The 24,300-nt window shown below is 51.3% G+C and carries 20 protein-coding genes; 6 read left to right on the plus strand and 14 right to left on the minus strand.

Annotated features, from left to right (window positions below; all coding sequences use genetic code 11):
• Positions 1 to 344: 344 nt before the first annotated feature.
• The 4 genes from SQ11_RS00230 to SQ11_RS00245 form a co-directional block, all read right to left on the minus strand.
• Positions 345 to 869: a winged helix-turn-helix domain-containing protein gene (locus tag SQ11_RS00230; RefSeq protein WP_232297835.1), complete on the minus strand. Its 525-nt coding sequence runs from the start codon at positions 867 to 869 to the stop codon at positions 345 to 347.
• Positions 870 to 1,195: 326 nt separating this feature from the next.
• Complete coding sequence (locus SQ11_RS00235) at positions 1,196 to 1,831, minus strand: cytochrome P460 family protein (RefSeq protein ID WP_052493891.1); 636 nt, start codon at positions 1,829 to 1,831, stop codon at positions 1,196 to 1,198.
• Between the two features lie 74 nt (positions 1,832 to 1,905).
• On the minus strand, positions 1,906 to 2,229 hold the full coding sequence (locus SQ11_RS00240) for a transcriptional regulator (RefSeq protein WP_306463954.1): 324 nt from the start codon (positions 2,227 to 2,229) through the stop codon (positions 1,906 to 1,908).
• Between the two features lie 118 nt (positions 2,230 to 2,347).
• The gene (locus SQ11_RS00245) at positions 2,348 to 3,328 is read right to left on the minus strand and encodes a sodium-dependent bicarbonate transport family permease (protein WP_041512134.1); all 981 of its coding nucleotides are present in this window, start codon (positions 3,326 to 3,328) and stop codon (positions 2,348 to 2,350) included.
• A 791-nt stretch (positions 3,329 to 4,119) separates the two neighbouring features.
• Between SQ11_RS00245 and SQ11_RS00255 the strand changes: the two genes are divergently transcribed.
• The 5 genes from SQ11_RS00255 to SQ11_RS00275 are packed head-to-tail and all read left to right on the plus strand — an operon-like array spanning position 4,120 to position 13,602.
• On the plus strand, positions 4,120 to 5,595 hold the full coding sequence (locus SQ11_RS00255; protein WP_041512136.1) for a NuoM family protein: 1,476 nt from the start codon (positions 4,120 to 4,122) through the stop codon (positions 5,593 to 5,595).
• 2 nt (positions 5,596 to 5,597) lie between these two features.
• Positions 5,598 to 8,882, plus strand: a complete 3,285-nt coding sequence (locus SQ11_RS00260; RefSeq protein ID WP_041512137.1) for a DUF2309 domain-containing protein — start codon at positions 5,598 to 5,600, stop codon at positions 8,880 to 8,882.
• A 4-nt stretch (positions 8,883 to 8,886) separates the two neighbouring features.
• On the plus strand, positions 8,887 to 10,515 hold the full coding sequence (locus SQ11_RS00265; protein ID WP_041512138.1) for a proton-conducting transporter membrane subunit: 1,629 nt from the start codon (positions 8,887 to 8,889) through the stop codon (positions 10,513 to 10,515).
• An 8-nt stretch (positions 10,516 to 10,523) separates the two neighbouring features.
• Entirely contained in the window at positions 10,524 to 12,110 is a 1,587-nt protein-coding gene (locus SQ11_RS00270) for a NuoM family protein (RefSeq protein WP_084226668.1), read from the plus strand.
• A complete protein-coding gene (locus SQ11_RS00275; protein ID WP_041512139.1) occupies positions 12,103 to 13,602 on the plus strand; it encodes a NuoM family protein in 1,500 nt (499 codons plus the stop codon). The genes SQ11_RS00270 and SQ11_RS00275 overlap by 8 nt, the downstream gene beginning before the upstream one ends.
• Before the next feature lie 96 nt (positions 13,603 to 13,698).
• On the opposite strand, the gene SQ11_RS00280 is transcribed toward SQ11_RS00275, so the two are convergent.
• The 7 genes from SQ11_RS00280 to hemJ form a co-directional block, all read right to left on the minus strand.
• The gene (locus tag SQ11_RS00280) at positions 13,699 to 14,817 is read right to left on the minus strand and encodes a carboxysome shell carbonic anhydrase domain-containg protein (protein ID WP_041512140.1); all 1,119 of its coding nucleotides are present in this window, start codon (positions 14,815 to 14,817) and stop codon (positions 13,699 to 13,701) included.
• 96 nt (positions 14,818 to 14,913) lie between these two features.
• Positions 14,914 to 16,209 (minus strand): HAMP domain-containing sensor histidine kinase, encoded by a 1,296-nt coding sequence (locus tag SQ11_RS00285; protein WP_041512141.1) that lies wholly within the window; start codon positions 16,207 to 16,209, stop codon positions 14,914 to 14,916.
• The gene (locus SQ11_RS00290) at positions 16,169 to 16,852 is read right to left on the minus strand and encodes a response regulator transcription factor (RefSeq protein WP_041512142.1); all 684 of its coding nucleotides are present in this window, start codon (positions 16,850 to 16,852) and stop codon (positions 16,169 to 16,171) included. The genes SQ11_RS00285 and SQ11_RS00290 overlap by 41 nt, the downstream gene beginning before the upstream one ends.
• Before the next feature lie 377 nt (positions 16,853 to 17,229).
• Positions 17,230 to 18,297, minus strand: a complete 1,068-nt coding sequence (gene hemE, locus SQ11_RS00295) for a uroporphyrinogen decarboxylase (protein ID WP_041512143.1) — start codon at positions 18,295 to 18,297, stop codon at positions 17,230 to 17,232.
• 283 nt (positions 18,298 to 18,580) lie between these two features.
• Positions 18,581 to 19,702 (minus strand): deoxyguanosinetriphosphate triphosphohydrolase, encoded by a 1,122-nt coding sequence (locus SQ11_RS00300; RefSeq protein WP_041512144.1) that lies wholly within the window; start codon positions 19,700 to 19,702, stop codon positions 18,581 to 18,583.
• Positions 19,695 to 20,795 carry a 3-dehydroquinate synthase gene (gene aroB / locus SQ11_RS00305; RefSeq protein WP_041512145.1) on the minus strand — a complete coding sequence of 367 codons (1,101 nt, stop codon included), beginning with the start codon at positions 20,793 to 20,795 and terminating at the stop codon, positions 19,695 to 19,697. The genes SQ11_RS00300 and aroB overlap by 8 nt, the downstream gene beginning before the upstream one ends.
• A gap of 88 nt (positions 20,796 to 20,883) precedes the next feature.
• Positions 20,884 to 21,297 carry a protoporphyrinogen oxidase HemJ gene (gene hemJ, locus SQ11_RS00310; RefSeq protein ID WP_041512146.1) on the minus strand — a complete coding sequence of 138 codons (414 nt, stop codon included), beginning with the start codon at positions 21,295 to 21,297 and terminating at the stop codon, positions 20,884 to 20,886.
• A 289-nt stretch (positions 21,298 to 21,586) separates the two neighbouring features.
• On the opposite strand from hemJ, the gene SQ11_RS00315 reads away from it, so the two are divergent.
• A complete protein-coding gene (locus SQ11_RS00315; protein WP_041512451.1) occupies positions 21,587 to 21,937 on the plus strand; it encodes a DUF488 domain-containing protein in 351 nt (116 codons plus the stop codon).
• A 46-nt stretch (positions 21,938 to 21,983) separates the two neighbouring features.
• On the opposite strand, the gene SQ11_RS00320 is transcribed toward SQ11_RS00315, so the two are convergent.
• Genes SQ11_RS00320 through SQ11_RS00330 form a run of 3 tightly spaced genes read right to left on the minus strand, consistent with a single transcriptional unit; the run spans position 21,984 to position 24,298 of the window.
• Positions 21,984 to 22,544 (minus strand): NifU family protein, encoded by a 561-nt coding sequence (locus tag SQ11_RS00320; protein WP_041512147.1) that lies wholly within the window; start codon positions 22,542 to 22,544, stop codon positions 21,984 to 21,986.
• A 12-nt stretch (positions 22,545 to 22,556) separates the two neighbouring features.
• The gene (sufU, locus tag SQ11_RS00325) at positions 22,557 to 23,039 is read right to left on the minus strand and encodes a Fe-S cluster assembly sulfur transfer protein SufU (protein ID WP_041512148.1); all 483 of its coding nucleotides are present in this window, start codon (positions 23,037 to 23,039) and stop codon (positions 22,557 to 22,559) included.
• Complete coding sequence (locus SQ11_RS00330; RefSeq protein WP_041512149.1) at positions 23,039 to 24,298, minus strand: cysteine desulfurase; 1,260 nt, start codon at positions 24,296 to 24,298, stop codon at positions 23,039 to 23,041. Before SQ11_RS00330 ends, sufU begins: the two co-directional genes overlap by 1 nt.
• Positions 24,299 to 24,300 lie beyond the last annotated feature (2 nt).

The following is a 24,300-nucleotide window of genomic DNA, read 5'->3' on the forward strand; positions in this document are numbered from 1 at the left end:
ACGAAAGTGCCGACGCCGCCAGAGGAAAGGGGTTCTCACGCCAGCCAACACTGCTGGTTCCTCGAATTCGACCCGAAGTTATTTCCCGTCAGGATGAAAAACCAAAAGGGGCTTAGATAGGAACGATTTGCGTGAAATGGTACGTTCGACTAGCGGATATACGAAAGGAAATGGAGAGATCCGGAGATTAAATACTACTTTACTAGAAACTATTTCTTCGACCCGAGACAGTTTGATGGAATTGAAAATGGGGGCCGCTTGTCGGCAGAAGATGGCAAATAGATTTTATGAACCGAAAACCACCGCAAACAGGAAGGATATAAATATCCTTTCCTGTGAGAGGTCTATTTTTTCGAACCCATTCTTTTCCATGCCTGCATCACCTCAATATCGGTTCTCGGATGCTGTGCAAGTTTTGACCATCCGTGGCGCCTGAGTAATTGATAAACCGTCGACGTCGATACCGATCTGCCCACACGGCGTTCAAGTTCCGCTTTCAATTGTGGAATATGCAAAGCCCCCGTATTCTGTGCCTCGATAATGAAAGGAGTAAGAAAATTCACTTCTTCATCCAGGCTCATGCGCGCATGATTACGAAGCCCTTTTTTTGTTTTAACCTGTTCGACACCGGTCTCGATACGTTGAAACCGCGTCCGTAATTTTCCCGTGCGACTTTTGGAAAGTCCGATGATAGTAGCCGTCTGTTCCAGCGAGAGACCGAACTCCAGTGGTAATAGTAGAGCTTGAGCTGCCCGTAAAGCATCAACCGTCTTTGCGGTCTGAATTCTTTCCTTCGCCGTCTTCACAAATTCTCTTCCCGTCACAGGTCTCGCCATCGCATGCTCGAATAAGGTTAATGTTGAATACACAACGGATGATTCCACACAATTGGTTGCCCGAAAGTCTTGTCTGCATGGTTTCATAAGCACTTGGGCTGCTGGTAATGGTAAGAAAAAACCTGCGAAGTAAGAATTCAAAGGTTTAGTCCGTTTCGCCAGTGACCCGGCAACTCAGCGACTCCCAGGCAGATTGAAACCCGTTGTATCGATGTACACCGCTTATATGGAGAAACCGTCACAAACCATTTTAGCGCGGAGCCGGCCCGCCTTTCTTTCCCGCATCACGTTGCGGGAGCATGAATTCATGCAGTTCTCGCATCAAAGATACTACGAAGCGGACTCACCAATCGGCGCCCTTACTGCCCACGTTCGAGATCCATACTGCCCTGGCCTATTCCCCGGCGCTTGGGCTTTTCCCCCGGCTTGGCCGCGCGCAATACCGGGTAGTGCTGGGAAAAAACCATATCGTCAGCGGCGTTGGCCTGATGGCATGCCGCGCAGGCATCGTCGGCTTGCGCCACGGCGGTTGGTTTGTCGCCAAAGCCAAAATAGGCCCAATTATTTATCTTATCCTTGAAGCGTTTCTTGCTCTTGACTGCGGCTGCGACGCCACTAAACTCTCCCTGGAAGTAGCCGTTTCCGCTGGATGATTTCTTGTCACCCACGCTGACCATTTCCAGCACAAAAATGGTTCCATCGCGGAATTTTCCCGTTCTTTTCCAGTAACGCCAGCTTGCGGGATCAATATAAACGTTATGAAACTCCGGAAATGCCGGTTTGCCATCATTCATGTCTTTGGGAGTGACAGGAGAACCGACAAAAATCCACTCCCGGTAGTGAACGGGACGAACCAGTTCCCCCGCTTTATTGAATTTAGCGTATACGGTATCCAATGCATTCGCAGGGGTGGCCTGCGTGACTAACATGCCTGACAGCAATAATGGCAAAACGCTACCTAACAATATTTTCCTGGAAAGTCGCTGCTTCAGCATAATCAACTCCTTCGATTATTTGGAAACGGATTACGAGATTCAAATTCCAAACCGCATCAATGATGACTGTAGCATCAATATGATACGGCGGGCCCTATCACCCATTCGCAGTCTGAAACCAGGCACATTCCGCCAAACTCCTTTAATTTAGGACGGATCGTCATGACTACCCTCTCCGCCTGTTTTTCTTCGCAGGCAAGAATCACCACCGCATTTTTCTCCTCCAACGCATAGTCGTCCGGACGCCGCTCACCTCGCGAGCCCAGTCCGCCCGCATGTTTGATGGTGGTATAACCGCGCACGCCAGCCGACCTGCATAGATCAAGCAAATCACCCAGTGATTCTTCGTCCACTACAATTTCGATCCGCTTCATCGCAATTAATGTTTCTGGTCTCATTATCATGGTTTCTCCCGATAGTGGTTACACGATAGGCTGGATTCGAATGCTTTCAACAAATCACAGCCCATCTCTCAAATTCTTAATGAATTGACAAATCATCCCGGAATAATTGGGCTTACTGTCCGGCCAAATACTGGGCCGCGCCGTAGTACAAGGGAATGCCGACCACCACGTTGAATGGAAAAGTACATCCGAGCGACAGTGTTAGATAGAAAGACGGATTAGCCTCCGGTATCGCAAGACGCATCGCCGGGGGTACCGCGATGTAGGAGCAGCTGGCCGCGAGTACCGTCACCAGGGTGACTCCGCCTACGGAGTAGTGAAGGAAGTAATGAGCCGTAAGTATCCCGACAGTGGCGCCGATCAAGGGCATCACTATGCCAAAGCCGACCAGGAAGACACCCACCTGCTTGAATTCCGACAGTCTTTTTCCCGCCTCCATCCCCATATCGGCCAGGAATATGCATAATGCGCCCATGAATATGGTTTCGAAGAACGGCTCGATCTTGTGATAGCTTGCCTCCGATACCACCGCGCCGATGCCCATGGAGCCAAACAGCAACAAAATACTGCCGTTGGTAAAGGCCTCGATCATCAGGTGCTTCATCATACCCTTATCGGCTTTGGCCGCTCCCCCCATGATTTTCCGGGAATAGCCTGCCAGCACCAAGCCGATCATGATCGCGGGAGATTCCATGATCGCCAGCATGATCACGGGATAGGCCTCATAGGTCACGCCGATACCGCCCAGAAATGCGACCGCCGTCATATAGGTTCCCGCGCTCACCGAGCCGTAGTGCGCGGAAATGGCTGCGGCGTTGAGCGGATCGATCTTTCCAATGGCTCGCAAGATGATATAAGCAACGATAGGCAAGCCGAAGCCGAATGCAAGCGCCGCCCAGACGGCAGGAATTGCGTCACCCATATTGGATGTAGCCAACGCCTTGCCGCCATGAAGCCCGATACCGATCAGCAGATAGATAACGATCATCTTGTGCATATCGGGCGGGAACTTCAGGTCCGATTTAACTATGCACGCAAACATGCCAAGGGCAAAAAACAGTATCGCCGGTACGAGAAGACTGGAAATTGACATTAATATACCCCTTCTTATTTAATTATTAATCTGATCGCATTTTTATGATCGCCGCCGCTCTCACCGGCCGTCACGAACGGATTCGAGCCATTGGCTTGTATGCTCGGGCAGCCACTTACTCGATGGAGAATATCTCACCGATCTTCGGGCATTATTCAACGGAAGCTGAAAACAGCGGAAAACGTCTGACCACAATGCCTTCCGCTCCGATTCCCGCAAACCTCCCGCGGCGCCGACGGAGACGGTATCCTTCGCAGGCCCGATTTTAGTGCGAAATTTCTTCGCATCCTCCAAATATAAGATCGTCATATCTTTCTCCGAAGATGAATGAGTATTTCTAGAACGAAACGGAACGTACTTAAACCAATCTGCATATATCATTTTGTACCGGCACTTTAAGTCTTTTCACTCATTAAACGAGCGGATTCCTTCTGTTCTTGCTATAGTTTAGTGAAAATTAAATCTTGAATTAAATCACCATTACAAGCTGCCTTATCAAGCCTTGTTGAACTAAGTATTTGATTATTAATAATTCATTAACATTACAGAGAAGGCGGTTTCGTTATAAGGGATGCGAATTACATTTTGAAAGAAAATTAACATACCCACTGTGAAGAAAACATTTTGGAAGTGTGATTAATTTGTGAATGCCGCAAAGTAACCTGCATTTTTCAAAAAAATTTGCAGTTTTTTGTTGAATCCACGACACTATCAAATATGAATAACAAATAACCACCCGAAAATCGCAACTTTTAACGGGTGGCAAACGGGAGTTTTTAACAACTAAAAAAATGGGGATTTTGAGTGCAATTCTCTGGACCCCCGCAATTGGTGCCCTGATCCTGGCACTGATCTCGGGCCGGGACGCGGATATAGCCCGTTATCTCGGGAATCTATTTGCCGGCTTCACCCTTTTACTTACCTGCTACCTGCTTTTTAATTACGACCCGCACAATGCCGGTCTGCAGTTCAACGAATACTACGCAATCAACCCCAAGATCGGAAGCGCTTACGCATTAGGCGTTGATGGGCTGTCACTTCCCATGGTGGCGCTGGCCACACTACTTACCCTGATCTCTCTCCTCGTTTCTTCCAGCATCACCAGCAGTATTAAGGGTTACCACATCTGCATTCTGTTGACAGAATTTGGCATGCTGGGAGTGTTCCTGTCCCAGGATTGGTCTCTCTTCTATATTTTCTGGGAGATCACCCTGATCCCAATGTTTTTTCTGATTGATCGATGGGGTGGCAAACGTCGGCAAACGGCAAGCCTTAACTTTGTGCTGTATACCATGGGCGGCTCGATTTTCATGCTCGTCAGCCTGATTGCGGTGTACCAATATGTGCCAGAGCATGTCTCCCTGATGAGCGCCATGAACCAGGTTTCGCAGGAAATGCCCAAGGATCAGCAGATCTGGGCCTTTCTGGGTTTCATGATTGGGTTTGGTGTGAAGATGCCGATATTCCCGCTCCACGGATGGCTGCCTCTCGCTCACGTTGAAGCACCCAGTCCAGTCAGCATTTTGCTATCCGGCGTTTTACTGAAAATGGGAGCTTATGGTCTGCTCCGGGTCGTAGTCATCCTGCCAATTGCTGCCCAAGCCATGCAATCGCTGCTGGTTTTTCTGGCGCTATTCGGCATGATCTATGGCGGTTTACTGGCATGGCGGCAAAGTGACCTCAAAGCCATGGTCGCCTATTCATCGATCAGTCACATGGGCATCGTCTTATTGGGAATTTCAACATTGAATGAGACCGGCTTTACTGGGGCGGTCTTGCAGATGAGCGCGCACGGCCTGATTGCGGGCGCGTTATTTCTGGTAGTGGGCCTGCTTTACGACCGCACCCATACCCGCAACATTCAGGATTACAGTTCTCTGGTTCAGGTGATGCCGCGTTTTGCATTCTTTACCACCATCACGCTGTTGGCTGCAATGGGTATGCCCGGAACCGTGGGAGCTGTAGCTGAACTCCATGCAATGATCGGCGGTTTCCGGCAATGGGGCGAACTCATGGTGTTTTTCAGTCTGGCCATTTTAATCAGCACCGCTTATGCGATCCGCACCATTGGTCTGCTATTCACGGGTCCGGTAAAACCGCAAATGAAGCAGATTGAAGATTTAAGACCAGCTGAGCTATTAGCACTGGGAGTTTTGGTCGCTGGCATTGTGTTATTCGGCTTGCTGCCAGCCTCACTGATTGATTTGTCAACCGCAACCGTCTCACAAATGAACAGCCTGATCAGGCTACGAGTTCTGGAGGGTTAGCCATGCATACTGCATCCTTAGGTACCGATCCCGCAGGTAATTTACGCGAGCAGATCACGACGGCATTAAATCATCTGGATCATGTCTTGCCCGGTCAAGCGCCCATCCTTGATTTTGTGCATCACAACACCCTGCATGGCTTCCAGCATCTCCCATTTGAGGAAGCATTGGCGGACTTCGAAAAATTAACCGGTATTTGTGGTTATCTTCCTGAAGCACGCAGCCGTGAGTTTTATCAGCAAGGGCGTATCAATGATGACGATATTTTTGCGGCGCTCGCGCATGACCCTCATTTACAAGCAGAACAGATCGTCTGCAAATTAAAAGACAGAAACATCAGCCGAAAGGAATTGTATCGGATCGCTCTGCTATTCGATTTGCAGCCCCTGACCGTAAGTCAGCTGAATTGGCAAATAGAAGAGCTGAACGCACTGGATGCCGTACAGGCGGATGTGCCTCAACAAGTTCGTGACGAACTCCTTGCCGGCAGTGCCCGCCCGGACAGCGTAGTGAAGCAACTGTGGGAAAGCATTGTGACAAAGCTTGGAATGCAACAGGCTGGACTACACCCTGAGAATTTGCTTGATTTGTCGCTCGAGCAAGCTGAAGAGTGGCTGGACTATGCTCGCGAAAGAAGCGATGGAGCCTCGGTTCATCAGCAAATGCAACTGCAGGCGAGAAAGATAATGGACGATTTAGATGATCAGCTCGGCGATGATATTACCCTCCGCGGCTTTGTCATGACGTTGAGCGGAATCGATATTCTTGACTCTGTGCGCCCACAGCTAATCCGGATCTGCGCATCGAGCATGGATGAAGGCATAGCTGCCTGGCATACCCCGGAGCGAAGCCGCTTGGGTCTTTATGCTGCCTGGCGGGCGATTGTTCAATATGATGCCAATCCCTTCTTGCAGGATCTGCCCAACTGGCAGCAGATTATAGCGGAATTGCCCTCCGACGCTTTAGACACCATTATCCTTCAACTAACTCAGCTTGAAATACCTCGAACAAAATGGGAAGGATATCTCCAGCGCTTAACACTTGAATTGCCGGGCTGGTCTGGCCTGATTAACTGGCGCCAACACCATCCTTCCTATTATGCGGTAGAGGACGCAAAACCCAATCTCGCCGATTATCTGGCAATACGGTTAACGCTTGATCGGCTCTGGTTAAATCAAGTCTGCCGAGAAATTTGGCTGATCGAAGCGAAGTTGAGCAGTTTACAGACATATTTTCGTAAAAACTTATCAGAATTTTTGGTTCGGCACCATTTATATCAGGGAAAATTGCCGGAATATCTGACCCAGCGGGCAGAATCGCTAACAATGCTTGCAGTTTCAGAACGACATAAACGTGCTGATTGGCAACACCTTGCCGACCTGATTCAGACCTGGGAATTGAGTCCGCTGGCTGAACAACAAGGTAAAAACCACACCATTTATAGTAGCGGCTGGCGCCTGTTTCGCTTGTGCCAGCACTTAGGCCTGAGTGCCTTATCCCTACAGACACTCGAAAAACGGGATTTGCTGCAAATAATCACATTGCTGGATCAATTTTCCATAACGGAACGTGGCAAAGTCTGGCTTTACGCTTATGAGCGACACTATCGCGACAGCATCTTTCAGGCGATAAGCGCTAATCACAATCGGGGAACCTGGGCGAAGCGCAATACCCGTCCCAGCTCACAAATTATTTTCTGTATAGATGATCGCGAAGAAAGCTTTCGCAGACATCTGGAAGAACTCAACCCTGATATTGAAACGCTGGGTGCGGCAGGATTCTTTGGCGTACCGATGAACTATAAGGGTCTCGATGACACCAGGGTAACGCCCTTATGTCCGGTAGTGGTAACACCTGCCCATGAAGTAAGGGAAATACCGCGATCCGGGCGCGAACAAGCGATGATCCGGCATACCAACGGGCGCAAATGGTTACAGGCAGGCGTTAACCTGCTGCATCAAAGTATACGTCGCAACCTCGTATTGTCCCATCCGTTTATTGATGCAATTGCGCCGGTCACTCTCCTTGGATTATTGGCCAAATCAATAATACCTAGAAGCCAGCAAAAACTGGTGGCAGAGGTGCGCCAGTTGGTATCTCCTGCAGTCGACACAGAACTGATGTTTACGTCAACGGATAATGAAACGATTGCCACGCCGGCCCAACCCAAGCTGGGCTTTACGGACAAGGAGCAGGCCGACAAAGTTGCCGGTTTTTTACGGAATGCCGGGTTGACCTACGGATTCTCGCAACTAGTAGTGTTGATGGGGCATGGCTCTATCAGCCAGAACAACCCTCATTTGGCGGCCTATGACTGTGGGGCATGCAGCGGCCGTCATGGGGGACCGAACGCAAGGCTGTTTGCGGCAATGGCCAATCGCCCGGTAATACGCAAGCTGTTAGTGGAACGGGGCATTGATATTCCATCCGATACCTGGTTCATTGGCGCCGAACATAACACCTGCAATGAGGAAATTATCTGGTATGACCTGGGCGATGTACCTGAGGAACGGCGAGATGGACTCACCGAATTACTTGGCCAATTGCGTCATGGGCAACAGATGTCCGCGCATGAACGTTGCCGGCGGCTGGCATCAGCACCGCGTAAACCTACACCGGTAAAAGCTCTGAAACATATTGAAGAGCGTGCTACCGATTTTTCCCAAGCCAGGCCTGAATTGGGACATGCCACCAACGCAGCTGCAGTGGTGGGACGCAGATCGGTGACACAAGGCGTATTCTTCGATCGCCGTGTCTTCCTCATTTCCTATGATCCAACCCAGGATCCAGAGGGGAAGGTGCTGGAAGGCATCCTGCTGGCTGTAGGACCCGTAGGTGCCGGCATTAATCTGGAATACTACTTCTCTACCGCGAATAATGAACGATTTGGTTGCGGGACAAAGGTACCGCACAACGTGGCTGGAATGTTTGGAGTCATGGAAGGGGCATCCAGCGATTTGCGTACCGGCCTCCCGCGCCAGATGATCGAGATTCATGAAGCGATGCGCTTGCAAATCATGGTCGAAGCCAAAACATCCGTTCTTGAGCAAATTTACGCCCGCCAGGAGAGCCTGCGCGAATTGATAGCAGGAGGATGGATACTTCTCAGCGCGAAAGATCCTGATAGCAGTGAGATATTTATCTTTGAGCGCGGTATCGGATTTGTTCTCTGGCAAGCTGAAGCAGCAAAAATACCCATATTCAGAAATTCGCCAGAATATTACCGCGATCACAGTCAGCCATTATCTCCTGTATTGATCAGGCAACCCGCATTATTGGAGATATAGGATCATGGACGTCCTCGCTGGGCTAATTCCCATTTTTCCACTGATTGCTGCGGCAGTTATCGGTATAGGACACCTGTTCGGGAAGCTCGAGGGCGAAAACAGCGAAACTACGACGGCGGCTATTGCCAGCTGGGCTATCGTACTGTCGTGCCTGCTGGCGTTGGCGCTGCTCGGGGGCGCCTTGATGGGTGCAAACGTGGGCTCATTCCGGATAGGCCAGTGGTTAGGCAGCAATACATTGATTGTTAATGTTAATTTTATCACCACTGGCTTCAGTGTGATATTGGCCGCCCTATTTGCAATCCTCTTATTCGTCATTATCCGATTTTCGGTCAATTACTTGCATCGAGAAGCAGGGTTTCACCGCTTCTTTTTCTTATTAAGCCTGTACGCTTCAGCAATGCTATTACTGGTATTGTCCGGCAACGCGGTAGGAACCTTTATAGGTTGGGAGGTTGCCGGACTCTGCTCTTATTTGCTGATTGCCTATGCTTATGACCGTCCGGTCGCCGCTCAAAACGCGACCCGTGTATTTGTCACGGTTCGTGCCGGCGACATCGGGTTTATTTTGGGCATTGGTCTCTGCTATGCCTGGACTAAAACGCTCGATTGGACCCAGCTTAATGTGCTATCGGCACAACTGTCGGGAGGGCAAGCTAGTGCAATTGCACTTTGTTTCGCTATCGCGGCATTTGCAAAGTCCGCGCAACTGCCTTTTGCACCATGGCTCGCGCGGGCGGCGGAAGGACCTACGCCATCCAGTGCGGGATTTTATGGCGCCATCATGGTTCACTCGGGCGTTTACCTCTTGGTGTTGCTGCAACCCATTTTTGAAAGAGCACCGCTGGTCATGGCTCTGGTGGCAGCGGTGGGATTGGCGACGGCTATTTATGGCTTTGTCGTCGGACTAACCCAGACCGATGTAAAAAGCTCTCTCTTCTTCTCAACGTCGGGGCAATTGGGCCTGATGTTTTTGGAATGCGGGCTGGGTTTCTGGCAACTGGCAAGCTGGCATCTCTGCGCCCATGCCGTGGTTCGCGGTTATCAGGTTCTCACCGCACCGTCGCTCATGCATTTTATCGTAGGCAATCCCATCAAACCGGTTGACCGGGAAATAGCGGGATTGCGCTGGGTGTATGTTGCCTCCTTACAACGTTTCTGGATTGATCAGATTACCGATTGGGCGCTAGTAAAACCGGTCCGGAAACTGGCCCACGATCTGGCTTATTTTGATGCTCTCGTCGATCGCGCCATGGGAACCCCGCTTCCGTCACTTCGCTCGATATCTACCCTGGCACAATTGGAAAAACAAAAGATCGCCACACGGCAGTCCCTTTATTCTTCCTTGGGTGTGGCCGGAAGCCTGACTCCGCTGGAAAAACAGAAAATTGCCATGCAACAGGAAAAGCAGGGTGATTTCGCTCGGGGCAGTGGGTTCACCGGTAATTTTACCCGACGGATTACTGCAGTTTTGTACTGGTTCGAGGATCGTCTGGTGATACGTGGCATTGGCGAGGACATGATTAATTACGGACGTCAACTAGGATTTGCCGCCAACAAAATCGAGCAGCTGTTGCTCAATCCCGGCTATCTCGCGCTGTTCGTATTAACAATATTATTGGTTGCGCTGTGAGCACCACCATGATTACCAATGTTTCCTTCTGGTCAGAATCTTTGGCGTTTCCATTGGTGTCCACGCTGACACTCGTTCCTCTGACCGCCATGTTTGCCGTTCTGTTTTCGCGTTCCTTCCGGCTTGCCATAGGCTTTGGCTTTGCCGGCACGCTACTTAACGTGGCCTTGAGTTTCTACCTGTTATCTGTCTTCGATCCCGAGAAAGCCGGAACGCAGCTAGCCGAACAGGAACGTTTCTTTGACTATACATATTATAGCGTCGGGGTTGACGGACTTAATATTCTGTTTATTCCGCTCACGGCTATTTTAGCGTTACTGGTTCTTGTTTATAAAATCACTACTCAACGTACATTAGACTGGCAATTCATTGCGTGCCTGCTTGGCTATGAAGCTATCTTGATCGGTGCATTTTCCGCACTGAATGTTATGCAGTTTTGGTTCTGGACCTTGCTTGAGTTGGCGCCGGTAATTTTATTGACAGTTCACGGTGGGACAGGACATAAAAAACGATGGGTAATCACCCGACTGGTGCAATACTGGGGCTGGGGCTTGCTGATGACCCTGGCAGGCTTTCTGCTGCTCGGTTTTGGATTGATGGATTCGGGCCACGCCTTGAGTTTCGACTGGATGACGCTGAAGCAAAATAAGACCCTATTAAAAAATGAAACATTGATCTTTATTCTACTATTTTGTGGCTTTGCCATTCGTATGCCGCTATTTCCGTTTCATGGCTGGCTGCCAATCCTGGCGCAGCAGAGCTCTGTGGCCAGCGTCACCATTTTCCTGGTGGGCTTGAAGTTAGGAGTGTATGCAACCGCACGCTTCATTTTGCCCGTAGTGACAGAAGCCGCTGAACAATGGGCCGGATTTGTGGTTACGCTGGGTCTGATTAGCATTTTCTATGGTGCGCTGCTAGCACTGATGCAAATCAACATTCGCCGGTTACTGGCCTTTTCCGTCATCAGCCATGTCGGCATGCTGGTTATCGGTATTTTCTGTTTCAACGAGCATGGACTGAATGGCGGGGTCTTCCTGTCGCTGGCATGGGGCCTGGCATCAGCAGGAATGCTGTTCAGTATCGGCTTGGTGTATGAGCGCACGCACACCGCTTTTACCCCACGACTGGGTGGTCTTTTTGATACCAATATCAGCGTGGCGTTACTTTTTTTCATTGGCGCACTGAGTACCATGGTCATGCCCGGGACTCCGGGATTCGATGCGGCTCATTTGCTTATCGAAGGCACCATCGAAGAATATGGCTGGGTGGTTGCCATCGCAATTCTCGTGGGCAACGTGCTAGCGGCTGCATTCCTACTTTTGGCCTTTCAGCAGATATTTATGGCCCCTCCCAAGCGGGCGGTACAACCACACGGGACTGATCATTATGCGGTAAGAATGGAACCTGTCATCGCTGTGACGATTTGTTCATTGCTTATCGGTACCGGTTTTAACACGGCCCCCTGGCTGAATTATATCGAAAGGGATCCAACGGGGATGAGCGCCTATTATCACAAGCCCGGCGAAAAACATCCCAAAGACATGCAGACTAAACCTGTCGATGGCGGCCCCTCGAAGGATAGTCAACATGATTGAAGCAAATTTCCCCATATTAAGCTTTGTAATTCTGCTGCCTTTATTGGGTGGCATTGCGGTTGGCCTCACCTCCGATATTAACCTGGCGAAAAGAATGGCGCTGTTGATTGCCAGCGCTGAGTTAGTTGCAACGCTAGTTGTTGTTCAATTGTTTGACGCCACTAAAGGCGATAGCTTTCAGCTGGTTGAACAGCATACATGGATACCAAGTCTGAATATTTTGTTCTTAATTGGGATCGACGGAATTTCAGTATTATTCCTGCCGATGTCAGCACTGTTGACGCTGGTCGCCATTATCGCTTCGTGGAATTCTGTACAGCATTTAACCCGTTTTCATTTTGCCCTGTTGCTGGCTATGGAAGGCGGCACCATGGGCATATTTGTCGCGCTGGATTTAATGCTGTTTTTCTTGTTCTGGGAATTGATATTGCCTCCCATTTTCTTCCTGATCAGTCTTTGGGGAGGCGGGCCCGAGAGACGCGCCGCCGCGATGAAGTACATACTGTATATGCTCTTTAGCGGTGTGCCGGTGCTCTTTGCATTCATCATGCTGGGAGTCAACCATGCCATGCAAACGGGTGGGAATGTCCCGTTGAATTTATCCTTTAGTTTTCCTGAGCTGCTACAAACTCCTATATCAGATGATTTGCAGGTTATCATTTTTCTGCTGTTACTCGCGGGGTTCGCGGTGAAGGCCCCGCTGGCGCCGTTTCATACCTGGTTGCCGACAACCGCCGTAGAAGCACCCACACAGTTGACAGCATTGCTGGTGGGTCTGAAATTGGGTGCATTTGGCATACTACGATTCGCGATGCCGCTAACACCCCATGCTTCCGCAGAATATGCCTGGGTGCTTGGCATCCTGGGGGCCATCACTTTTATCTACGCTGCCATGATTGCCTTGCAACAGACCAATTTGCGGCGCTTGCTGGCCTACGCCAGTATTAGTCATGTTGGCTTGGTGGTAGTAGGCATCGCGTCTCTCAATATGCAGGGAATACAAGGTGCAATTTTTCAGTTGCTCAATTTCACCGTGGTGGCAAGCTGCCTAATGTTAATCGCCGGTTTTATCCAGCATCGCCTGGGAAGTACGGAAATTCTTCATCTGGGTGGTTTGGCGAAGGTAATGCCCCGACTGACAACATTTTTCTTCATATTTGCCTTGGCCAGCATGGGTTTACCGGGAACCAGCGGATTCCCGGCAGAATTGCTATTGATCATCGGTGCGCTTAATTCTCATCCAGGGTTGGGCATTGCTGCGCTACTCGGGGCCATTCTTGGTGCGGCCTATATGCTGTCGTATGTGCGACGCACCTTTTTTGGACCAATCATGCATTTGAGATTAAACCAGGTACAGGATCTGCGTTCCCGTGAATTCGCTCTCTTATGTGTACCTGCATTCCTGATATTGTTCTTTGGATTCTTTCCCGATTTAGTTCTCGACATCAATCGGGCGGCGGCTGAGTCATGGCTAAACCGCCTGGTGAATTGACCGGAGCCTTAAAAAAGCGTTGCTTGATTCTCGATGGGGTCTTCTGAAACTCTCAATCTGCAATCCCGGAAGACCCATCTTCATCTTATCTACATATCAGAATGATGCGGCAATCTCGCTACGGGCACTATCTGCTGAACTTTCGACAACCCTCTCCAGGGTACGTGAGTGCCAATCAAGTACAGCAGTGCGGACAAACATCTTTTCGGCGAGTTGAGGGTATTGCTGTCGAATCACCTCGGCCCCGAAACGCGCCAGGAAAATCGATTTTAGTTCGGCGCGTGCCCGATCCATGCCGATCTCCATGTAGGGTACCGACGCCAGTAAAAGAAAACCATCATCCGGAATACGGCCACTTCGCATGTTGCCTTGAATGATGCCGCCGGCCTTGCCGATCGGTACATCCAGATTCGGGCTATAGGGACCGATAATCAGGGCCAGATTGGGCGTGTGCAGAAAGTCGAAGCCACGACCGAGGCAAATCATCCACTCACAGTGCTCTATGTCCAGCTGCCGCTCGTGACGCTCTGTCTGTTCGCGAACCCGCGCGATAGTATCAAGATTACCCAGCAACAGCGGCAACAGATCGGCACGCATCTGAGGCGGCATATCAGGCAGCAGAGCGGCAAGACGAGGTTCCAGCGTGGCTCGACCATCTGCCCCAAGCGTTGATAGATCAAGCTTCTCACCTTTGGAGCCATGAACGATTATTGTGTCTTCGTCGGTTTCAATACCACAGATAAGGGGATAAATGGTGGAGTGCCCCGTACCGAAGATCTGTTCCATCTGGCGCCGGATGACTTGTGTATGAGCATATGCCGCTGCAGTATCATAGTTGAATCCGGCGCATCCACGATGCGGATCGCCTTTGGAAAAATGGTAGGTAACCAGAAAGAGCACTCGTCGGCCGGTGCTTACCCAATTTTGCACGTGGTGAGCAAGCACCTCGCCCAGATGAGGCCATCCCAGATCAAATGCGCCGCCAAGATTGCGAAATGGCATGAGAATACCTGGGGGGGTGTTGGTCATCACCGGAATATTGATACGACCATCCATACACTTCAGCACGGCAATAGCTGTGGGATGTTCTGCGAGATAACGCTCGCGGGCCACCCATGCTTCCGGGCTGCGAAATGCTGCGCCATGGCGGTCGGCGAGATCGAATAACCAGTCTATGCGCTTTTCTATAGGCAGGCGAATAACTTCATTAGGCATTCTTCAGGCTCCATCGTTTGGTTATTTAAGGACATAAAACATTGAGCATACTAACATATGAAATATCAGGAATTTGTGAAAACCTGCCTGTGAGGGTCAGGGAAATGTTATGTGGAAGGTCGCTCCTTTTCCTGGCGTACTTTCAACCTCGATGATCCAACCGTAATGGTCGCAAATACGCTTTACGATGGCCAGGCCGATCCCCAAGCCCTCCCCCTGGCTTGATCCACGGAAGAAGCGCTCATACAGAAGAGGCATATAAAAAGGCTCGATGCCGATGCCGGAATCGGCAATCGAGAGCCGGTTCCGACTGAAATTTACCCGGATAAAACCACGTTCGGTATATTGCACCGCATTGCGAAGCAGGTTGACAAGCGCGGTATGAAGCGCCTGGCGGTTCAAAGTGAGGACAGCCTTTGGCGCTATCGCTACTTCGAAAATAAGGCGCTTGCGGTAGATTTCCGTGCATACGGGCTCCACCGCGTCATAAACACATTCGGCGAGCGCGACAGGTTCCATAATGCCCAGAGCCTGCTCACGGGCAAGAAATAGCAGAGCCTGCAATTGCTCGCCCATGCGCGTCGCCGCGGCTTCGATCATCCCGATGCGGGAGCGCGTGCGTTCGGAAAGATTAGGCTCCGTAACCAGCAGCTCGCAACTCGTCAGGATCGTGGTGATCGGGGTGCGCAATTCATGACTGACATTGGCGGTAAACTCCTGCTCACGCCGCAGCATGCGTGTGATACGGTTCTGATAGTCGTCCAGCGCATGGGCAAGCTGAGCCACCTCTTCATCCTGTCCCGGCTGTATCATGGTCGCGCCCTGTACGTCACCGGGCGCAAGATGCCTCACACGCTCGGCGAGGTCGGTGACTTGTTTGACCAGCAATCCTGCAAGCAAATACCCTACCACGAGGGCGACGCCCACCACCGACAGAAGAGATAGCACGATAAGAAGCCTGAGTTCCTGCTGCCGCTGGTCGTGGAGGCCGATTTCGTAGGCAACGAGAAATTTCACGCCATCGACGTGCCTTACCGCGACGCGAACCTCTTCCGGACCCCGGAACACCTTGTGACGCCGATAATTGAGACCCTGCAAATAGGGAGGGAGATGAGATTCCTCGATGGAATCATGGACAATGTATTTTTCGAGATTGGATCCGACCTGCGGTACAAAATCAGCGCGCTCACGATAGCGCTGGAGCAGATAATCCATCTCGGTTTCAATGATCTGCTCGATATGTGCCTCTTCGATATCGTCCGAAGCGATATAAAGACTGATACCGAGCGTTCCAACGACAACTATGCAGAATACCGCAAATGCCAGCGCAACACGCAGGCGGAGGCCGCGCTTAAACCCCGGCACGGGAAATGAGGCGGTAGCCAAGGCCATGAACTGTCTCAATTGGATCGTAGCCGCCCGCCCGGGTCAATGCACGACGCAATTCATGCATGTGGCTGCGCAAGGTATCGCTGGTTCCCTGCGCATCGCCCCAGACCTCCGACTCCAACTCTCTCCGGCTGAATACGCGGCCGGGTTCGCCCATCATGAGCGCGAGCAAGCGGATACATTTTGGCGGCAGTTTGACGGCTGCACCGGCAAAACGGACCGACAACGTTTTTGGATCGAACGATAGATCATCGCTTTCCAGTATACGGCTGGTAACTTTACCTCCGTGCCGTTTATGCATCGCGGCTAGACGCGCCTCGACCTCCTTCAGCGCGAATGGCTTCACCAGATAGTCGTCCGCTCCACAATCAAAACCTTTCAGCTTGTCCGCCAGTGTATCGCGCGCTGTCAGCATCAGCACAGGCGTGTCGAGATCCGCCTCTTGGCGAAGCTTTCGACACAGAGTAATGCCATCCATGCCGGGCAAGCCGAGGTCGAGCAAAATGCCGTCAAATCGCTGTGTAACCGCGAGATGCAGACCCGTGATGCCGTCCGCGGCGGCATCGACACTATGGCCGCGAGCTTCCAGAAAATCATAGAGATTGGTGGCAATCGCGGGATCGTCTTCAATAATAAGTATATGCACGAAAGATCCTATCGAAAATATAAGATAACGAAGGTTCAACCGAACTGACAAACACTAGACCAGAAAACTGATACATCCTGCTTTCCCCAACCTCACAGGAAATTCTCCAATTTGCTGCGTGAACCACCGAGGGCTTATGGAACCAATCATCATGCCCACTTATTACAATTACGAAATTCTAAGCAATATATTTTTGTAGTTTATACCCTTTTACTGGAAACCTGTCGGACTTAAAGAATACCGGCTGCAAAACTGACCGGCTCATATTCCACCCCTTTTTCGACCGACAGAGGGAGCAACAATTGGTTTTCGAAAATATCAAAATTTGTCCTGCTCGATTATTTTCCGCCCCGATCCGTTTCAGTCCTCATACTGTGCTAGTGCTGACGATATCTCCGACTGATGCTGTGGACGGCTTCCACTAGCGTCAAGGCACTCTCCGGTGGCGTAAACTGGGAAATACCGTGCCCGAGATTGAATACGTGGCCGTCGCCGGCGCCATAGGCGGCGAGAATTTTTTCCACCTCGGCGGTAATGATTTCCGGCGTGGCAAACAAGACCGCGGGGTCGAGATTACCTTGCAGCGCTACTTTATGACCAATGCGCCGGCGTGCTTCACCGATATCGACGGTCCAATCCAGACCCACCGCATCGCAACCACTATCGGCGATACTCTCTAGCCATAATCCGCCACCCTTGGTAAAAATAATGTTGGGAATGCGCACACCGTCGTGCTCGCGCTTGATTCCAGCCAATATCTGGCTCATATAACGCAAAGAAAATTCCTGATATGCGGCGTGCGACAATGCGCCACCCCAGGTATCAAAAATCATCACCGCCTGAGCGCCGGACTCGATCTGCGCATTCAGATAGGCGGTGACCGCCTGGGCGTTGATGTTGAGTATGTGATGCAGCAAATCCGGCCGCTGGTACAACATGGTCTTGATTTGCCGGAAATCAGTGCCGCCGCATCCCTCCACCATGTAGCAGGCGAGCGTAAAGGGACTGCCTGAAAAACCGATCAGCGGAACCTGGTTATCCAGCGTCCTGCGAATTTGTGAAACAGCATCCATCACGTAACGCAAATGCACCGCTGGCTCAGGTACCGTGAGCGCACGAATTTCCCATTCCTCGCGCAACGGACGCTCAAACTTGGGGCCCTCGCCTTCGGAGAAATAGAGCCCCAGCCCCATTGCATCGGGAATAGTAAGAATGTCCGAGAATAATATCGCGGCATCCAGCGGAAATCGTGCCAAGGGTTGCATGGTGACTTCGGTGGCAAAATCGGGATTCTTGCACAGCGCAAGAAAATTACCGGCGCGGGCGCGGGTCTGGTTGTATTCAGCCAAATAACGGCCTGCCTGGCGCATCAGCCACACAGGTGTGTACTCGGTAGGTTGCCGCAGCAGGGCTCGTAGCAGGGTATCGTTTTTTAATTTTGTCATCGGAATCTATTTAACCTAAAACCGGTAGTTGGACGAACTGCAACTTCCAGTTCCCGATATTACCAGCGATTGGCCTTCGGGTACATTATCCCTGATGAGTATGATGGAAGAATCTCGGCCAGCAACCCGCCGGGCTTGAAGAAATGGAAGCAAAAGTGGCTGGGCCAGGATAGATTTGATGATTTTAAAGGCCAATGGTTATTCTGCTGGCGAAAAACGGCAAAACAGGATCGGCCCCGGAGACTTGCACAGGGCTTCTGCAGTGGGTTACCCTAAGTCCGGACTAGGTCTCGTCGATAGCGAACAATCGCCGGTATTCCCTAATGGCATAACGATCGGTCATACCTGCTATGTAGTCGGCAATAGCGTGGTGCTCATTCTGGGAATATTTAGCTTGATATTTGGGTGGGAGCAATCGGATATCGGAATGAAATGCGTTAAACAACATTTCGATGGTATGACGCGCTTTTGTACTCATGCGCGCGACCTGGAAGTGCCGATAAAGGTTGTCGCGCAGGAACTTTTTCAATTCCTGCTGCTCCCGCTGAATTTTATTGCTGAAACCAATCAGCGCGGGTGCCATCCGCACTGCAGACAAATCATCCGGATGCGCATCGGCGATATTGATCGCGCTTTGCCTGATCAGATCCGCCACCAGCGTATTGATCATGCGCCGCACAGTTTCATGGATCAGCCGTCGCCCCGAGATTCCGGGATGCTGCTTTTTAGCCAACATGAGGTGCCGGGAGAAAAGTTCGACCTCCTCAAGTTGCTTCTGCGTAATGAAACCTGAACGCAAGCCGTCGTCTACATCATGATTATTATAGGCAATTTCATCGGCGAGATTGGCAAGCTGCGCTTCCAGCGATGGCCGCTGGTCCGTGAGAAAACGTTCGCCCACATCGCCCAGTCTTCGGGCATTTTTCCTGGCGCAATGCTTGAGTATGCCTTCACGCGTTTCAAAGCACAGATTCAAACCATCAAATGCCCCGTAGCGCTCTTCCAGCACATCCACCACTCGCAGGGATTGTAAATTGTGTTCGAAGCCGCCATAGTCTTTCATACAGGCATTCAATGCATCCTGCCCCGCATGTCCAAATGGAGTATGGCCCAAATCATGTGCCAGGGCGATCGCCTCCACCAGGTCTTCATTAAGACGCAAGTTCCGGGCTACAGAGCGGCCGATTTGCGCCACTTCCAGACTGTGTGTCAGGCGCGTGCGGAAAAGATCGCCTTCATGATTAACAAAAACCTGGGTCTTGTATTCAAGTCGGCGAAACGCCGTAGAATGAATGATGCGATCACGATCACGCTGAAATTCCGTGCGGCCGGGTGACGACTCCTCGCCGATACGGCGGCCGCGCGAGTTTATCGGAGATACCGCGTAAGGTGCCAATTCATGCATTAGCGGTACATTCCTGGAGCATTTCTGTGAGAATTCCCGCAGGCACATCGGAATGGACGGCGGCTTCACCAATTCGGTGAAGCAGAACAAAACGCATTTTCCCCCCTGCCACTTTCTTGTCCAGCCCCATCAAATGCAGGTATTTCTCCGGACCCAGGTCGGGAGCGGCGACAGGAAGTCCAGCTTGTACATAGATGTTGCGGATACGTTCCACGTCGGTCTGGGTGATCATATCCATGCGCCGTGACAATTCCGCCGCCAGTACCGTACCCGCAGCGACAGCTTCGCCATGCAGCCACGTGCCATAACCCAGCGCGTTTTCAATGGCATGACCGAAGGTATGCCCCAAGTTGAGCAATGCGCGCATACCGCTCTCATGCTCATCGGCCTCGACAACTTCGGCTTTGTTCATGCAACTACGGTGAATGGCCTCGATCAGTACCTCAGGATCACGTGCCAGAAGCTTTATCATATTCCGCTCGATCCACACGAGAAAAGCAGGATCCCGGATCAGGCCATATTTGATGACTTCAGCAATACCTGCACGTAATTCTCTTTCGGGCAAGGTTTCCAGTGTGGTGCTGTCAGCCACCACCACCCGGGGTTGGTAAAATGCACCAATCATGTTCTTGCCAAGCGGATGGTTAATACCTGTCTTGCCACCCACCGAAGAGTCAACCTGCGCCAGCAATGTGGTCGGAAATTGAATAAACGGCACGCCACGCAAATAGGTGGCGGCGGCGAAGCCAGCCAGATCGCCGACCACGCCTCCGCCAAGCGCGATAACCGGAGTGCCGCGTTCACAGCGTTTTGTTAGCAGCGAATCAAAAATCAGATTGAGCGTTTGCCAATTCTTGTGCTCTTCCCCGTCAGGAAGGATGATGGGAACCGATGCCGCACCCTGGTCTTCCAACGCGCTGCGCAGCCTTTCCAGATAAAGTGGCGCCACCGTGGTATTGGTCACGATTGCCACCCGTTTCTGTGGCATATGGCTCAGAATAAGTTCAGTCTGGCCCAAAATGCCGCTACCGATATGTATTGGATAACTGCGCGCGCTCGGTGTCGCGGCAAGATCAACCATAATGGTTTTCATGGATTAGGGGATTTCAAAGACATTGATGGGTTCCGAAGGTGTTGCATCTGGAGAACTATGTAAAAAGATGGTGAGGAGAGGGTAACTCTTAAAATGGTTTCACCACCACCAGTATCACCACCGCAAACAGAATTACCACCGGAATTTCATTAAACCAGCGGTAATAAATATGGCTGTGACGGTTCCGATCATACTTGAAATCGGCAAGCAGCCTGCCGCAATGGAGGTGATATCCAACCAGTCCGATCACCAATGCAAGCTTGGCATGCAACCATCCGCCGGAAATACCATAACCCAGCCAAAGCCACAGGCCAAAAAGAATCGTCAATACCGCACCGGGAGTCATGATGCCATAATAAAGCTTGCGTTCCATCACCTTGAAACGGGCAATGCCGGACGCGTCATCGCTCATCGCATGATAGACAAACAGGCGCGGCAAATAAAACAACCCGGCAAACCAGGTCACCATGAAAATGATATGTAGCGATTTTATCCAGAGCATTTGATTTCTTTAACTTAAATTCAGCAGTTGATCGCTCGTCTTCAGTTCACTGGTCGATTGCATGCCCATGATCCACGCAATAGCTTTTCGCCTTACTTGATTTTACCCTTGGCGAGTTCACATGAGACCGACCGCCGGAGGATAACAGTATAGTCCTCAGCACCATCGGATGAATTAGATGTCCCTCGGAAATAGTTGTACTCAAACCCCTCCGAAGCAAGGAACAAGTTCCTGGGATATAGGTCGAATTATAACTGACTGACGGTAGGCGATATGCCTTGCGATGACGATGAAACTCAGACTTGAACGAGTATACGAGCTACCCGCGCACCCAGACGGGCTGCGCATCCTCGTCGACCGCCTGTGGCCACGCGGTCTTTCGAAGGCTAAGGCCAGGATCGATTTCTGGGCCAAGGAAGTAGCGCCCTCGACCGAGTTGCGCGACTGGTATCAACATGAGGTGAAGAAGTGGCCCGAATTCCGGCGCAGATACCGGGATGAGCTTAAACACAATGATGCGGCCGTAAAGGAGCTCATCGCAAAACTTGGAAACGGAAACGGCACGCTTCTTTTTGGCTCCAAGGAGCTCCACCACAATAACGCCGTCGTGTTGAAGGAGTACCTGGAAACATTGCGGTAAACCGCTTTCCTTACTTTTTTATGGCCGCTTACCGCCGGATACGCTGCTAAATCGCGACTACTTCCAAATCAGGCTCTATCGACCTCAACATATTCTGGATGCCTCTGAGCGTGCCCGAAATTGAGCTCGGGCAAGTGCCGCATGCGCCCTGGTAGTGTACGCTGAGTTTATTGCCGTCGAGGCCGAGCACATGAAGATCGCCGCCGTCGTTTTGCAAGTAGGGTCGTATCTCTTCATCGAGCAGCGTATTGATCGTTTCAAGACGCTGCTGGTCCTCGGGACTCAAACCGGCAATGGCGCTGGTTGCCGCCGCAACAGTAGCGGCTGATTGCGAAGTTGCCGCGGGCGCGGCACGGATCGGATCGGCGACTTCGCGCGCCAGATCCTGCCAATCGGCACCACCATCCTGCGTAATCGTGATCCAGCGATCGACATAAAATACATTGGTCACATGATCGATATCGAACAGCGCGGCGGCGAGAGGATCGTCCTTCGCCTGCTCGGCATTGTCGTATGAGTGCGTCACGCCCCAGGTCAATGGCTCCTTTAGAATGAATTTCAACGCATTCCGGTTTGGCGTACCCTCTATTTCAGATATCTTTGGCATGTTCCTCTCCCATTAGGCGTCGCCGATCGCGGCATGCATCGGATCCTCTTCAGCCTCAGTCGATGTAGTGGTGACGGAGTTGAGCGCCGCCTGCAATGTATGCCACGGCAGAATTGCGCATTTGACACGTGTCGGAAGATCGCGCACTCCCGCAAAGACGGTAAGCCGCCCGAGGTGATGACCACCCTCAAGGTCCAGCTTGCCGATTGCCATATCACGAAATTCCTGAATCAATGTCTCAGCATCCGCCCGTGTCTTGCCTTTTACGACGGTGGTCATCATTGAGGCCGATGCCTTGCAAATCGCGCATGACTCACCATGGAAAGCAATACGATCGATGCGCTCACCGTCAAGATTGAGTGCAATATCAAGATGATCACCGCACAGCGGATTATGACCGACGGCATGATGACTTGCGTGATCGAGCGTACCGTAATTGCGCGGCTTCTTGTTGTGGTCGAGAATAACTTCTTGATAAAGTGATTTCGTGTTCATTACGTAAAAATCTTCTGTACGGTGCGAAGACTCGCGATAAATGTGTCCACCTCGGCCAGTGTGTTGTAAAAGGCAAAAGAAGCGCGTGTCGTGGCCGGCACCTTGAGGCGCAGCATCACCGGCTGCACGCAATGGTGGCCCGTACGCACTGCGACTCCATCCTGATTAAGGAGCGTACCGATATCATGCGGATGCACACCCTTGACTTCAAATGAGAGCACTGCGGTTTTCATTGCGGCAGTGCCAATAATACGTACCCCCGGCACACGGCTTATCTGTTCAGTCGCATAGATAAGCAGGTCAAGTTCCTGCGAAGCAATAGCATCCATGCCGATTGACAATAAATAATCAACCGCCGCACCCAGTCCGATCGCGGATGCAATCGGGGGCGTACCCGCCTCAAACTTGTGCGGGATGGTATTGTAGGTGGTTTTTTCGAACGTCACCGATAAAATCATATCGCCGCCGCCCTTGAATGGCTGCATGCGCTCAAGCAACTCAGCCTTACCGTAAAGAATGCCGATACCCGTCGGACCGCACATCTTATGACCTGAAAACGCATAGAAATCGCAGTCGAGGTCCTGCACATCGACTTTCATGTGCGGCACCGCCTGCGCCCCGTCGACCAGTACCGGTACCCCACGCGCATGCGCGAACGCGATCATGGATTTGACGGGATTGATCGTACCCAGCGCGTTCGACACGTGCATCACGCCGACGAATTTCGTGCGCTCGTTAAAAAGCTTCTCGTACTCGTCAATGATAAGCTCACCTGCATCGGTGATGGGCACAACACGGATTTTTGCCCCCTTCTCTTCCGCCAGCATCTGCCAGGGAACGATATTCGAATGGTGCTCCAACGTGGTCAAAATGATTTCGTCGCCGGCCCCGATGAATTTGCGGCCGTAGCCGTGCATCACCAGGTTGATCGCATCCGTGGTGCCACTGGTGAAGATGACTTCCCGGTCTTCGCGGGCGTTAATAAAGCGCTGTAGCTTGCGGCGTGATTCCTCATATTCCGCGGTTGCCGTTTCTGACAGGTAATGCACTCCACGATTGATGTTGGCGTGTTGCGTGGTCTGATAACGCACCAGACGGTCGATGACCGGCTGCGGCATCTGGCTGGATGCCGCGTTGTCGAAATAGACCAGAGGTTTGCCGTCGACCTGAAGCTTCAGAATCGGAAAGTCAGCGCGAATTTTTTCGATATCAAGCATCGAGGCAAATTGTGATTCCAAAGCGGATTCGATAAGCTGCATAA

The sequence above is a fragment of the Nitrosospira sp. NpAV genome (assembly GCF_000832065.1).
In the GTDB taxonomy this organism is placed as follows: domain Bacteria; phylum Pseudomonadota; class Gammaproteobacteria; order Burkholderiales; family Nitrosomonadaceae; genus Nitrosospira.

Coding starts and splice junctions, on each gene's coding strand:
- SQ11_RS00235 (WP_052493891.1), bottom strand. CDS start 1,831: ATGCTGAAGCAGCGACTTTCCAGGAAAATATTGTTAGGTAGCGTTTTG.
- SQ11_RS00240 (WP_306463954.1), bottom strand. CDS start 2,229: ATGAGACCAGAAACATTAATTGCGATGAAGCGGATCGAAATTGTAGTG.
- SQ11_RS00245 (WP_041512134.1), bottom strand. CDS start 3,328: ATGTCAATTTCCAGTCTTCTCGTACCGGCGATACTGTTTTTTGCCCTT.
- SQ11_RS00255 (WP_041512136.1), top strand. CDS start 4,120: ATGGGGATTTTGAGTGCAATTCTCTGGACCCCCGCAATTGGTGCCCTG.
- SQ11_RS00260 (WP_041512137.1), top strand. CDS start 5,598: ATGCATACTGCATCCTTAGGTACCGATCCCGCAGGTAATTTACGCGAG.
- SQ11_RS00265 (WP_041512138.1), top strand. CDS start 8,887: ATGGACGTCCTCGCTGGGCTAATTCCCATTTTTCCACTGATTGCTGCG.
- SQ11_RS00270 (WP_084226668.1), top strand. CDS start 10,524: ATGATTACCAATGTTTCCTTCTGGTCAGAATCTTTGGCGTTTCCATTG.
- SQ11_RS00275 (WP_041512139.1), top strand. CDS start 12,103: ATGATTGAAGCAAATTTCCCCATATTAAGCTTTGTAATTCTGCTGCCT.
- SQ11_RS00280 (WP_041512140.1), bottom strand. CDS start 14,817: ATGCCTAATGAAGTTATTCGCCTGCCTATAGAAAAGCGCATAGACTGG.
- SQ11_RS00285 (WP_041512141.1), bottom strand. CDS start 16,209: ATGGCCTTGGCTACCGCCTCATTTCCCGTGCCGGGGTTTAAGCGCGGC.
- hemE (WP_041512143.1), bottom strand. CDS start 18,297: ATGACAAAATTAAAAAACGATACCCTGCTACGAGCCCTGCTGCGGCAA.
- SQ11_RS00300 (WP_041512144.1), bottom strand. CDS start 19,702: ATGCATGAATTGGCACCTTACGCGGTATCTCCGATAAACTCGCGCGGC.
- aroB (WP_041512145.1), bottom strand. CDS start 20,795: ATGAAAACCATTATGGTTGATCTTGCCGCGACACCGAGCGCGCGCAGT.
- hemJ (WP_041512146.1), bottom strand. CDS start 21,297: ATGCTCTGGATAAAATCGCTACATATCATTTTCATGGTGACCTGGTTT.
- SQ11_RS00315 (WP_041512451.1), top strand. CDS start 21,587: ATGAAACTCAGACTTGAACGAGTATACGAGCTACCCGCGCACCCAGAC.
- SQ11_RS00320 (WP_041512147.1), bottom strand. CDS start 22,544: ATGCCAAAGATATCTGAAATAGAGGGTACGCCAAACCGGAATGCGTTG.
- sufU (WP_041512148.1), bottom strand. CDS start 23,039: ATGAACACGAAATCACTTTATCAAGAAGTTATTCTCGACCACAACAAG.
- SQ11_RS00330 (WP_041512149.1), bottom strand. CDS start 24,298: ATGCAGCTTATCGAATCCGCTTTGGAATCACAATTTGCCTCGATGCTT.